This is a genomic window from Escherichia sp. WS1265 (assembly GCF_046487585.1).
Taxonomy (GTDB): domain Bacteria; phylum Pseudomonadota; class Gammaproteobacteria; order Enterobacterales; family Enterobacteriaceae; genus Escherichia; species Escherichia coli.
The window spans coordinates 272,499-285,178 of record NZ_JBJQJE010000002.1 but is presented as its reverse complement, the minus strand read 5'-3'; the positions used below and the strand labels follow the sequence as shown (position 1 = coordinate 285,178).

The following is a 12,680-nucleotide window of genomic DNA, read 5'->3' as shown; positions in this document are numbered from 1 at the left end:
TTCAGCCTGACCTTATCGTTGATAGTAAAAAGTATCCCGCCAGCCTTAAGTTAAACTTCGGCGGTCAGAAACGATGGCAACCAGAGAAACCGCCTTCTGTGCCTGTTCCAGCACCTCGCTGTAAGGCGCTCTGGAATCAATCTCAAGAATTTTTGTGCCGTTATAGCCAATCGTCGACATGACGCCGATTTTGTCCTGCAGCTCGGCATAGTCATGGTCAGGCTTGCGGGAGATGGCAGTATCAATATCAATCCCCAAGCGAATGATTAATTCAGGACGGTATTGCGCCATTTGTTGGTATAAACGCCGTTCGCGCTGCGCCAGAAACATGCTGATTTTCCCGGTCGCACGTTCGACGCCGATCCCCGGTCCGTCATAATAAAAGCCCGAAATTTCAGCCTGCGGGAAGCGATCGCTGACCACCAGAACGCCACTTTGCGCCAGTCGCTGAACCTTGCGTAGATTCGCTATTCTTCGCAGCGAGAAGCAGTACATAATCACCGCCGCCCATAGCGCTGGAGATTTGGTTTTCATGCTTTGGGTTTTCGAGGATTTGGCCGCCAGTCGCCGTTCGAGCCAGACGCCAACCAACGGCAATCGTTTGATCTTGTCGCCGTCTTCGCCCGAGAGCAGCCCCAGATAGCGCCGCTCGGTTTGCCAGTGTTGTTGCAGCGATTTCACCAGGTCGGTGGTCAGTGTGGATTTACCGGTGCCATCACACCCGACCACCGCAATCAGCCCCGGAATGTAGTTGGGCTGCGGCGCGGTTGTACTATTAACAGTTTGTGTTTGTAGTGCGTCCATTCGTTAAATCATCCCCTATCCATTTTGGTGATCAGGAAAGCGCAGCGTGAATTGCGCGTAGTGACGCTTGCAGAATTTCATCGGCTGGTTGCCGACCATCCAGTTCAAGGATCTTTGCGCCATTGAATGTCAGTTGCGGCGTAACGGCGATTTTTTCCTGTAACGCTGCCAGTTGGTGGTCAGGTTTACGCGCAAACGCGGTTTGTTCATCAATGCCAAGACGAATCAACAATACGGGCAAATAAGACGCCATCCATTGGTACAGCTTCAGCTCGCGCTGCCTTAACATTTTTATCCAACCGTTACCGCCCGTGGTTTTTGCCAATTGCGGGCCATCAAAGCGAAAACCCGGCACTTCAACCTGCGGGTAGCGGTCGGTGATGAGCAGATAGCCTTGCTGGCTTTTACACAACATTTTGCGAAACTTATACGCCCGCCAGCAGGAAAGCAGATAGATAACCAGCGCAGTAATATTGCCAGGCGGTGTTGAGGGCTTTTCGTGCACATGTGCCGCTTTACTTCGCAGATAACGCCCAAAAGGTGCGCCAATAACAGAGAGCTGTGAAATCCATTCGCCAATTCGCCCGGACGATTGCCCGAGATAAATGTGTTCTGTTGGCATTCTTGCTGCCAGTTCATTTACCAGGCTTGCCGTGAGGGTCGATTTACCTGAACCATCACATCCTACAATGGCAATAACACGCACTGGCGTGGAATTAATTATTGACATATTACGTTGATTCACGAAAAACCCGGCAGAAAATAATGTATTGAATATTACGTGGTCCGTGCTCAGAATATCCGTTCAACCTTATTGTGATAATGGTTAATTGTGACATTGACCTGAATTACGCTTTCATAAAAACATATTAACCAAATAAATATTTTTAATGGATATTTAAATTAAAGGATATATTCATGCAGTCAATAACACCTCCATTAATTGCCGTTATTGGTAGCGATGGTTCAGGCAAGTCAACGGTGTGTGAACATCTCATTACCGTTGTCGAAAAATATGATGCTGCCGAAAGAGTTCATTTAGGAAAACAGGCCGGAAATGTCGGTCGTGCAGTGACAAAATTACCGTTGATGGGAAAATCCTTACATAAAACAATTGAACGAAATCAGGTGAAAACAGCAAAAAAATTGCCTGGCCCTGTTCCGGCGCTGGTAATTACAGCGTTTGTCGCCCGTCGCTTACTGCGCTTTCGTCATATGCTTGCCTGTCGTCGTCGCGGGTTAATTGTTCTAACCGACCGTTATCCTCAGGACCAAATTCCTGGCGCTTACGATGGTACAGTGTTCCCGCCTAACGTTGAAGGCGGCCGGTTTGTCTCATGGCTGGCAAGCCAGGAACGTAAAGCGTTTCACTGGATGGCGAGCCATAAACCTGATCTGGTCATCAAACTCAATGTTGACCTTGAAGTTGCCTGCGCGCGTAAACCCGACCATAAACGGGAATCGCTGGCGAGGAAGATTGCCATAACGCCACAGTTAACCTTTGGCGGTGCACAACTGGTTGATATCGATGCTAATCAGCCACTGGAAAAGGTGCTGGTTGATGCAGAAAAAGCGATTACGGATTTTATGACCGCGCGTGGTTATCACTAGTCAAAAATGGAAATGCCCGATCGCCAGGACCGGGCATTTTCAGGAAGGTTAAATCAACTGCAATGCTATCCAGTACAACCCACCAGAAAGAAAAATCGCCGCCGGTAAAGTAAACACCCACGCCATCAGGATGCTGGTTACCGTTTTACGCTGTAACCCACCGCCGTCCACCACCATCGTCCCTGCTACCGCAGACGAGAGGACGTGTGTTGTGGAGACGGGCATCCCAATATAACTGGCAAGGCCGATAGACACTGCCGCCGTCATTTGTGCCGCCATGCCTTGCGCATACGTCATGCCGCGCTTACCAATCTTCTCACCGATGGTCATCGCTACACGACGCCAGCCAATCATGGTGCCAATGCCGAGCGCCAGTGCTACCGCCATGATGATCCACACCGGAGCGTACTCAATGGTGCTTAACATATCGCTGCGCAGTTTTTTCAGCAGGTTCTGATCTTCTTTACTGACGCCTGGCAGTTTCGCCAGCTTCGCAGAGGTATCAGAGATGCACAGCATAATGCGGCGCAGCTGGCTGCGCTGACTCACGCTTAACGGCTCGTAGCTTTCCATATTACCTGGCAACATCGTTTTAACGCGCGCAATCGCATCAAAGGTATTTGCCGGATGACAATGAAACTCCGTTACTTGCGTGCCATCAGTCGATGCCGCAGGCAATGGAGGTTCCATCGCAATCAACTTCTGCGGCAGTTCAGGATGCTGTTGCAGATAGTGTTCAAAGTTGGTGACGGCATCGCGGGTACGGGTAATTTCATAGCCGGACGCATTCATATTGACGACGAAACCAGCAGGGGCTATCCCCACCAGTACCAGCATCACCAGGCCGATCCCTTTCTGCCCGTCGTTCGCGCCGTGCGAAAACGCCACGCCCGCAGCGGAAACAATCAGCGCAATACGCGTCCAGAATGGTGGCTTACGTTTGCCTTTTTTCTTTTTGCGATCTTCCGGAATGCGGTGAATACGGTCACGCTTTTTCGTCCCGCTCCAGTAGCGGCGCAGCAGGAATATCAGGCCTCCCGCAATGACCAGGCCGACGATAGGGGAAACAATCAGCGAGGAGAAAATTTTGGTCACTTCACGCAGGTTTAACGCATCCATCACCGATGAGCCGGTTAACAGCGCGTTGGTTAAACCGATGCCGATAATCGCACCAATCAAGGTATGCGAACTGGAGGCCGGTAAACCAAAGAACCACGTTCCCAGGTTCCAGATAATCGCCGCCAGCAGCATGGAAAAGACCATCGCCAGGCCGTGAGTTGACCCCATATTCAGCAACAAATCGGTTGGCAACATATGGACAATGGCATAGGCAACGCTAAGTCCGCCTAGCAATACGCCAAAAAAGTTAAAAAATGCCGCCATCACCACAGCAAGTTGTGGTTGCATGGCACGAGTATAAATAACGGTTGCCACCGCATTCGCCGTGTCATGAAAACCATTGATTGCTTCGTAGAACAACACAAATGCCAGAGCAAGTAATAACAAAAGCCCTGTGTATATATCAAGGCCAACAAATAAATTTAGCATATATTAGATTACGCCATTTTGAATTTACGAACGGACGCATTATCAGTGACTTTAACGGCGTGGGCAAAGTGAAATATCATTTTTTAACGATAAAAAGAGTGTTATTTCTTGTGTATCAGATAATAAGCATTCATTCAAAACCTTTAGAAATAATCAAAACACAGGTATTCCACTGGTTAATACATTCACACATGAAATGAATAAATATTTGAATATATAAATATTGAATATTTTGATTAATCCCCGCACTGATTATTCTTCATAATCAGTGCGGGGTTGCTACAACATGTATTACTCTTTCACCACAATTAACGGTTCAATATCACTCTCTTTTTTAATGACCAGTGATTCATCACCGCGCAAACACGTCCCACCGTAGTTGCCGCCAACGGTGAAGGTACATACCTGAATGTATTTACCGTCCACTTTCGGCAAACACCACAGTTGCTGATAGATGTTTTTCTGCTCGGCAAATTTACCGCTGGTTTTGTCCAGCACCTCTTCATGATGGCTGACCAGGTCGATGTTACTGCCACAGCGACCGGCGATCGGTTTCACTGCGTAACCTGTTTTTACCAGTTCATCATTAACAGTGAAATCGGTATCCAGTAGGTAACGATGGTGCGGGAACAGCGACCAGAGGATCGGAAGAATCGCTTTGTTGCCGGGGATCACCGTCCACAGCGGCTCAAAGACCAGCACTTCCGGGCGCAGCAATACGTCGATAAGACGCACTTCATTTTGCGGATGACCGGTACGGATTGGCACCGCAGCAAACTCACGGTCGCTAACTTCACGAATCTGATCAAACGCGGTTTCCCACGCCCAGGTTTTCCACACGCAGTTAACCAGTCGCCCTTCCCCATCAATCAGTTGCCCGGCAGCATCCCAGCCCAGTTCATCCAACCCACGCAAGATACGCGTTTCAAAGCCCGCCTGGTGCAGCGCCTGCTCCATAAACTGCGCGTGATAGTTTTCCTCGATATCTTTGTCCTGCATGATATGGACAAACGGACGTGCACGACTGTGTTTCCAGGCACCGGCCAGTTCGTTAATCAGCCCTTCCGCCGGATTGAAGCCGTTGCCTTTATAGCCCTGCTCCGCCCAACGTTCGAGGATCAAGCCAGCTTCGGTATGGCAGGAGGCGGAGTCGGCGTTGTATTCGTAAACCTTCAGGCCACGCTCATCCATGCAGAAATCCATACGACCAGTGATCATATGGTGACGGCGACGCTGCCAGGAGAGACGCAAACGTGGCCAGAGGATTTTCGGAATGTCGAACAGCGCCAGCAGGTTGTCATCTTTCAGCACCTTGTCGGTTGCGTGAAGATACATCAGGTGCAGCTCGTTGGTGGCTTTAATCAGCTCCTGCTCGGCGCTCTCGGTAATGGTGTAGTAATGATACGGATCCTGATTGATCACCTGACCGTTGGCCTGCACATAGGCGTTTTGCAGCGGATCTTTTTCATCCAGCCATTTACCGTCAAACTGGCCTTTGTTTTCCAGACGCGCTCCGCTGATTTTCAGCAGCTCGCCTGCAATTTCCGGCTGCGGTAAGCTGTATTCAGTATCTTCCGTCTGGATCATCCAGCCCAGAATGGTGGTGTCATCAAAAGTGTCTTTAAGGGTATAGCAGCCGTTTTCGACCACCATCTCCAATTCGCGCGTCCACTGTTGCCCTTGCGGCAACGGGGAATGAATCACGTTCTGTTCCGCAATACGGACTTTGTTGCCATGTAATTGGGTAATGATGGCGACATGGCCAGTGTCTTTAAATTCACCGCCTTTATCCCAGATAAGAAGCGCACCCGCGACCGGCGCACGCGGCGAGCCGTTAGGAAATGCCTGCAATGGCAGGATGTTGTCATTAACCACTTCACGCAGGAAGCGCAGCGAGAAAATCTCCCACGCCATACCCACGTCAGTAAAGACCACACCGTAGTTCAGAAAGAGAAAACGGCGAGCAAATTCAACGCATTGCCATTTGTGGCCCATATATTCGTCGTCGATATAGCTACGGAATACGGCGTCATCTTCGTATTCCTGCGGATCGAGAGAACTGTAATCTGAAGAGTAGATTGCTACCCCACCTGGGGCGTAGCCCAATAATGTCCCGAACGGGGCATCCTGGCTGGTCGTTCCTTTGCTCATCACTTTACCTTTAACAATACAACCTAAGCAGTTGGCGTAATTGTTGTGCTCTGATTACCTGCTCAGCGACATTAACCGGACAGAGGTCAGACTAATCATACACCTCATCGCAGCGGCTGGCGCAAAGGGTTAAAAAATTCACATTCTGTACAGCAAGTGACCTGCTACACTGCTTCAACACTACCACTGAGAAGGCAACTCACTATGACAGACAATACTTATCAGCCCGCGAAAGTCTGGACGTGGGATAAATCCGCAGGCGGCGCGTTCGCCAATATCAATCGCCCGGTTTCTGGTCCGACGCATGAAAAAACGCTGCCGGTGGGCAAACATCCGCTGCAACTCTATTCGCTGGGAACGCCGAACGGTCAGAAAGTAACGATTATGCTTGAGGAGCTGCTGGAGCTGGGCGTTACTGGCGCAGAGTACGATGCCTGGCTGATACGCATAGGCGATGGCGATCAATTCTCCAGCGGTTTTGTCGAAGTAAACCCAAACTCGAAGATCCCGGCGCTGCGCGATCATACGCATAATCCGCCGATCCGCGTGTTTGAGTCTGGATCGATTCTGCTTTATCTGGCGGAGAAATTTGGCTACTTCCTGCCGCAGGATCTGGCAAAGCGTACTGAAGCAATGAACTGGTTGTTCTGGTTACAGGGTGCTGCGCCGTTTCTCGGCGGTGGTTTTGGTCACTTTTACCATTACGCGCCGGTGAAAATTGAGTACGCCATCAATCGCTTTACCATGGAAGCCAAGCGCCTGCTCGACGTGCTGGATAAGCAACTGGCGCAGCATAAGTTTGTTGCGGGCGATGAGTACACCATTGCGGATATGGCGATTTGGCCGTGGTTTGGCAACGTGGTGTTAGGCGGCGTGTATGATGCCGCAGAGTTTCTGGATGCGGGAAGTTATAAACACATACAACGCTGGGCGAAAGAAGTGGGCGAACGTCCGGCGGTGAAGCGTGGGCGTATTGTTAACCGCACCAACGGGCCGCTGAACGAGCAGTTGCATGAGCGCCATGACGCCAGTGATTTTGAGACGAATACGGAAGATAAGCGTCAGGGGTAAGTCGCAACATTGGCAGGCTTATCGCTATGTAGCCGGATAAAGCATTTACGCCGCATCCGGCTTTAATCATCACGCGCTGATAATGTCGTAATCCATTTGGCGCAGCGCATCTAATGTGGCTTTGGCTTCATCTTCGTCGATGATGCTCATGGCAAATCCGACGTGTACCAGCACCCACTGGCCCAGCAGATCGGCAGGGTTACCTTCACAAATCAGGGCGATATTCACGTCGCGCTTGATACCACATACTTCAACCTGCGCAAGCTGGTGAATATCCTCACCGACAGCCAGCACCTGGCCTGGAACGCCAATACACATTGTTAACTCCGGTTATTCAACTTCAATACTTTTGACGATCAGCGAATCGCCGGTATCGACACGCAACCGCTCGCCATGACAGAGCGGACACTGCGCATCGTGCTGATGAATCTCCACCACCTGGCTGCAATCCCAGCACCAGGCCTGGGCGGGTTTATAGACGATATGTAAATCGCACCCTTGCGCCACCGTTCCGTGGCAGACAATTTCAAAACTAAAACGGACGGCGCTCTCCTCAACGCAGGAGAGTGCGCCAATTTCCAGCCACACGGCGGTGACGCGCTTAACATCGTGCTGCTCCGCCTGCCGTTGGATAATTTCAACGGCGCTCTGGCAAAGCGACAACTCATGCATTTTCGCCACTCCTGCGGCCAAACAGCAGGGCGCGACGCCCTGCGTGTGGTACATCCGGATTCGTGACTGGCAGCGAAAGGATCATTCGTGCGCAGTCATCCGTCAGGCGTTGGCCCTCTTCAATCGACATGCTGTGCGAAAGCGGTGACATCAGCGAACAGGAGAGATATTGAGAAACACCGTCCAGTTCGCCAACGGTAAAGGTCATAGTGCCATACGGCAGTTGCAGACCAATTTTTTCACTCACTTTGCGCAGCGGCCAGAGTTGATCCGGGCCGGGGAAGATAACTGCACTCAGCATCCACGGGGTGATCACACACCCCGTCCACTGACCTTCGAACAGCGTAAAGTCAGAAACATACACCGGCATTGAAGGATGCAGAAAAGAGAGAGCATGCATCGAACGCCGGGCAATTTCTTCAAAAGCTGCCTGTACTTGCGCCTTCGGGGAGGTCTGGAAACCTGCTATCTCTTCAGTCATGAGTCGCCTCCCGTGGGATGGCTTCCACGCCTGATTCGCGCAGCGCAGCCAGAACCTGCTCAAGCGCAGGTTCAATCATCGCTTCGACCGTCGGCGTTAAGCCGATGTGTGGCTCCAGCGATTCCGGGATCACGCCGACCAGCGTCAGCTTTTTCGGAAACTCACCGGTGAAGTGCAGGGCCGACAATACGTCGGCCAAGCCAAGCTGATGCGGAGAGATTTTGTTGGTAAACAACGCCGGAACTTCTTCATCCCGCAGGATCATCATCGTTCCCGGCGCGTTCTTTTTCGACACAATGGCATCCGCAATAATCAGATGATCGCGATTTGCCATGTCGCCAAGCAGCTCCATTCCCGCCGTGCCGCCATCGAGGATCTCAACATAATCCGGCAGAATGTATCGTTGCTCTAACGCTTCGACAATCCGCACACCGATGGCTTCATCGGTCAGCAAAATATTGCCAACCCCTAAGACTAAAATACGCATTACAGAACCTTCACTGAAACCACTTCGTTGCCGTCGGCATCCACTACGTGTACCGCACAGGCCATGCACGGGTCGAAGGAGTGAATGGTACGCACCACTTCCAGCGGTTTATTCGGATCAGCAACCGGTGTACCCACCAGCGACTGCTCGTAAGGACCGACGTCATCATTGAAGTTACGCGGGCCAGAGTTCCAGGTTGATGGAACAACTGCCTGGTAGTTGCTGATGATACCGTCTTTGATCACCATCCAGTGAGAGAGCATACCGCGCGGCGCTTCGAGGAAGCCAACACCTTTGAACTCACCCGTTGCCGGAATGTTCGGTTTCACGAAGGTGGTGTGATCGCCTTTGCCGATATTGGTGATCAGTGCACTGTATTGATTTTGCAGGATATCCTGCAATTCGCAGCAGTGAACGGTACGACCAATAATACGGCCCAACGTGGAGTGCAGCTGTGCCACTTCCAGCGTATTGCCAGTCAGTTTCTGATAAATCGCAACGATTTCATTCAGTTTGTTCTGGGTAGACTCGCGTCCTGCCGCCAGTTTCACCAGCATGTTAGCCAGCGGACCCACTTCTACCGTTTTGCCGTAGAAAGTCGGTGATTTCACCCAGGAATATTTACCGTCGTCAGACCAACCATCATAAGCCGGAATGGTGGTACCTTCCCACGGTGCCTGCGGCGCTTCGTCTTTATACCAGGAGTGCTTCGCGCTCTCCTGAATGCCTTTAATCAGGTATTCATCGGAGTGGGAAGTGATCGGGCGATACGAGGACAGATCCGCATTCTCAATGTAGCCGCCCGGGAACAGGAAGCTGCCGTTTTTGCTGTCGGTCGGGAATTCCGGCACGCTCAGGTAGTTCACCGCACCTTTACCACGCGTCAGCCATTCCGGGTAGAACGCGGCGATAACCGCGGTATCAACCTTGTAAACCTGCTCAACAAAGTCACTCAGCTTGTCGATGAAGGACTTGATGTACATCAGGCGCTCAAGGTTCAGCACGCCCAGACCGTCGAGGTTGATTGGGTTCGCGACCCCACCTACCGCCAGGTTCTGAATATGCGGCGTTTTACCGCCCAGCAGCGCCACAACGCGGTTAGCGTCACGCTGGCACTCCAGCGCCTGCAGGTAGTGCGCTACAGCAATCAGGTTCACTTCCGGCGGCAGTTTCATTGCCGGGTGACCCCAGTAGCCATTGGCGAAAATGCCCAACTGACCGCTGGCAACCAGATCTTTGATCTTGTTCTGAACTTTGGTGAACTCTTCCGGGCTGTTCAGATGCCAGGTCGAAACACCTTTCAGCATTTCGGAGGCTTTGGTTGGATCAGCTTGCAGTGCAGAAGTGATGTCCACCCAGTCCAGCGCCGAAAGCTGATAGAAATGAACAATATGGTCATGCGTGGTGTGCGCAGCCAGAATGATGTTACGGATGTATTGCGCGTTAACCGGAACGTCGATATTCAGCGCACTTTCTGCCGCACGAACGGAAGACAGCGCGTGAGTGGTTGTACATACGCCACAGATACGTTGCACAATCATCCATGCATCGCGCGGATCGCGGTTTTTCACGATCTCTTCCATGCCGCGCCACATGGTACCGGAAGCCCATGCTTTCGAAACGACGCCATTTTCGATTTCGCAATCGATGCGTAAATGCCCCTCAATACGGGTTACCGGATCAATAGTAATTCTCTGGCTCATGCTTTGCTCGCCTCATGACGATTATGATCGTTTTGTTTTAAAGGAGGAAGTATCGGCAGTAGACGAATGAGTACGATGTAAGCGCAAATCTCAATAGCCACAAAACCAATAGAAATCAACAGTTCTTCCCAGGTCGGGAAGTAGGCGTAACCGCCGCCCGGGTTGAATGCCACCAGCGAATAGGTCAGACGCCAGGTTGCACAACCTAACAGCGCGCTCAGTGCTGACAGGAACAGCATGCGGGAATCATTACGCAGCTTCGCCACACGCAGAACGACCAGCGGGAAGAGCATCAGCAGGACTTCAATCCAGAACATCACGGAATAGAAGTCACCGGCAAACGCTAACGACAGCTTGTCGCGATAGATAAGCTCGCCAAAGCGCAGCACGATGAAAATCGCCAGCAACACACTGATGGTGTTGGTCAGCTTGACGAACAGGCTCTTTTCATCTGGACCGTTGCCACGCAGACCCGCCTGCACCAGCGAACCTTCAAAGATGACAATCGAGAAGCCCATGATGAACGCCGTCAGCAGCGAGAACAGCGGCAACATTTCATAGCTCTGCCACAACGGATGCACCTTGTAGCCCGCCGAGATCATCAGCGACCCCATTGAAGACTGGTGCATGGTCGGCAACAGCGCGCCAAGTGCAATGATGAAGAACATCACCTTGTTCAGACGCTTGAGAGAAACCTTCCAGCCCAGACGTTCAAACAGTGCCGGAGCAAACTCCAGTGCCATCACACCGATGTAGATGGTCATACAGACCGCCGTCTCGAACAGTACCGAGTTCACGTTGAAGTGACCCGGAATGTAGAAGTACGGCAGGTTCCAGTAGCGACCCACGTCGATAGTGATCGACAAGCCACCCAGTGAGTAACCAAACAGACTCGCCAACAGTGCCGGACGCACCAGCGGATGGTATTGCCCACGGTTAAAGACGTATACCGCCCACGCCAGCGCCCAGCCGCCACAGGCAAAGCCGGTGCCAATCAGCAGGTCAAACGCGATCCACACGCCCCACGGGAAGCCGCCGTTCAGGTCAGAGACAGAGCCCAGACCGAACACCAGACGCTTCACAATCAGGAGCATACAGATGACGATTAACGGTCCAAAAATCATGACCGGTTTACTGATGATTTTGCCGCCCAGCGGTTGTGGATCATGACTCATGATCGTCTCCTCCGTCGTGATGGTCGTTTTTGGTGTTGCGACGAACCAGCACGGTTAAGCCCGCCAGCACAGCCAGTGGTAGCATCATGCCTTTATACAGGGTGTGTTGAATATTTTCGGAACGCGCACCGGTAGAAAGATCGTCCAGTTTCGGCAGGTCGAGATTTTCATAAGGCACACCCGTCAGTACCAGAACCTGAGTACCGCCGCCCTCTTTCTCGCCGTACAGATGCGGATAATATTTCGGCACCGTATGCAGGTAAGTGTCGCCAGATTTCAGCGTCTGACGCGGATAGTGGTATTCGCTGCCTGGCTTCAGCGCCAGACGTTTTTTCGCCTCAGCCATCAGCTCTTCACGCGTACCAAAAATCACCGCGCCCGCCGGGCACACTTCTACGCAGCCAGGCAGACCGCCTTTATCAAGACGTTCCACACCTTTCTGGTTGCACAGTTCACACTTATGCAGCGCACCAAATGGGTTGTTGTAGTCGTACTTCGGCACGTTGTATGGGCAGGCGACCATGCAGTAACGGCAGCCAGTGCACACATCTTTGTCGTAATGGACAATGCCGGTTTTCGGATCTTTTTTCAGCGCAGAGACCGGGCACACAGAGACACAATTCGGATCGACGCAGTGCATACACTGTTTCTTAATGTACGCGTAGCCGTTCTCCTCCTGGTCTTTGTTGACCCCCGAGCCGCTGGTCCACACCTGAATGATGTTATTGGTGTACGGCGACAGTTTGTCGTTGTTCGACCAGGTCTGTTCCCCTTGTGGGTTACGTTCAGGGAAGTTGATATCCTGACACTTGGTGACGCAAGCCTGGCAGCCTACGCACAAAGTCGAGTCGTACAACATCCCCAGCGATCCCGGAATTGGCGGGCGGTTTTCGGCAGCCGCATGGCTAACAGACGGCAGTGCGCCCGTCAGCAATGCCCCGCAGGAGGCTGCTTTAATAAAATTACGTCTGTTCACG

13 protein-coding genes are annotated in these 12,680 nt (G+C 51.8%); 2 read left to right on the top strand and 11 right to left on the bottom strand.

Annotation, left to right across the window (positions count from 1 at the left end; translation table 11 throughout):
* Window positions 1-45 precede the first annotated feature (45 nt).
* Window positions 46-804: a hypothetical protein gene (locus ACJHX3_RS03725; RefSeq protein ID WP_000339522.1), complete on the bottom strand. Its 759-nt coding sequence runs from the start codon at window positions 802-804 to the stop codon at window positions 46-48.
* Between the two features lie 31 nt (window positions 805-835).
* Complete coding sequence (locus ACJHX3_RS03720) at window positions 836-1,549, bottom strand: dTMP kinase (RefSeq protein ID WP_001076256.1); 714 nt, start codon at window positions 1,547-1,549, stop codon at window positions 836-838.
* Window positions 1,550-1,722: 173 nt separating this feature from the next.
* On the opposite strand from ACJHX3_RS03720, the gene ACJHX3_RS03715 reads away from it, so the two are divergent.
* Window positions 1,723-2,415, top strand: a complete 693-nt coding sequence (locus ACJHX3_RS03715) for a dTMP kinase (RefSeq protein WP_001190757.1) — start codon at window positions 1,723-1,725, stop codon at window positions 2,413-2,415.
* A gap of 48 nt (window positions 2,416-2,463) precedes the next feature.
* On the opposite strand, the gene pitB is transcribed toward ACJHX3_RS03715, so the two are convergent.
* Entirely contained in the window at window positions 2,464-3,963 is a 1,500-nt protein-coding gene (gene pitB, locus ACJHX3_RS03710; protein WP_000933296.1) for an inorganic phosphate transporter PitB, read from the bottom strand.
* A gap of 291 nt (window positions 3,964-4,254) precedes the next feature.
* Window positions 4,255-6,114, bottom strand: coding sequence for a bifunctional glutathionylspermidine amidase/synthase (gene gss, locus ACJHX3_RS03705; RefSeq protein WP_001295514.1), 1,860 nt, complete (start codon window positions 6,112-6,114; stop codon window positions 4,255-4,257).
* A 204-nt stretch (window positions 6,115-6,318) separates the two neighbouring features.
* Between gss and yghU the strand changes: the two genes are divergently transcribed.
* Entirely contained in the window at window positions 6,319-7,185 is an 867-nt protein-coding gene (yghU, locus tag ACJHX3_RS03700; protein WP_001377061.1) for a glutathione-dependent disulfide-bond oxidoreductase, read from the top strand.
* Between the two features lie 69 nt (window positions 7,186-7,254).
* Here yghU and hybG read toward each other — a convergent pair whose 3' ends face one another.
* Genes hybG through hybA form a run of 7 tightly spaced genes read right to left on the bottom strand, consistent with a single transcriptional unit; the run spans window position 7,255 to window position 12,679 of the window.
* The gene (gene hybG / locus ACJHX3_RS03695) at window positions 7,255-7,503 is read right to left on the bottom strand and encodes a hydrogenase maturation factor HybG (RefSeq protein WP_000334895.1); all 249 of its coding nucleotides are present in this window, start codon (window positions 7,501-7,503) and stop codon (window positions 7,255-7,257) included.
* A 12-nt stretch (window positions 7,504-7,515) separates the two neighbouring features.
* Window positions 7,516-7,857 carry a hydrogenase maturation nickel metallochaperone HypA gene (gene hypA, locus ACJHX3_RS03690; protein ID WP_000544953.1) on the bottom strand — a complete coding sequence of 114 codons (342 nt, stop codon included), beginning with the start codon at window positions 7,855-7,857 and terminating at the stop codon, window positions 7,516-7,518.
* Window positions 7,850-8,338: a hydrogenase-2 assembly chaperone gene (gene hybE, locus ACJHX3_RS03685; RefSeq protein ID WP_000134002.1), complete on the bottom strand. Its 489-nt coding sequence runs from the start codon at window positions 8,336-8,338 to the stop codon at window positions 7,850-7,852. Before hybE ends, hypA begins: the two co-directional genes overlap by 8 nt.
* Entirely contained in the window at window positions 8,331-8,825 is a 495-nt protein-coding gene (locus ACJHX3_RS03680) for a HyaD/HybD family hydrogenase maturation endopeptidase (RefSeq protein WP_001221936.1), read from the bottom strand. Before ACJHX3_RS03680 ends, hybE begins: the two co-directional genes overlap by 8 nt.
* Complete coding sequence (gene hybC / locus ACJHX3_RS03675; protein ID WP_000083065.1) at window positions 8,825-10,528, bottom strand: hydrogenase 2 large subunit; 1,704 nt, start codon at window positions 10,526-10,528, stop codon at window positions 8,825-8,827. The genes ACJHX3_RS03680 and hybC overlap by 1 nt, the downstream gene beginning before the upstream one ends.
* Window positions 10,525-11,703 (bottom strand): Ni/Fe-hydrogenase cytochrome b subunit, encoded by a 1,179-nt coding sequence (hybB, locus tag ACJHX3_RS03670; RefSeq protein WP_000017694.1) that lies wholly within the window; start codon window positions 11,701-11,703, stop codon window positions 10,525-10,527. Before hybB ends, hybC begins: the two co-directional genes overlap by 4 nt.
* Complete coding sequence (gene hybA / locus ACJHX3_RS03665) at window positions 11,693-12,679, bottom strand: hydrogenase 2 operon protein HybA (RefSeq protein ID WP_001081860.1); 987 nt, start codon at window positions 12,677-12,679, stop codon at window positions 11,693-11,695. The genes hybB and hybA overlap by 11 nt, the downstream gene beginning before the upstream one ends.
* Window position 12,680 lies beyond the last annotated feature (1 nt).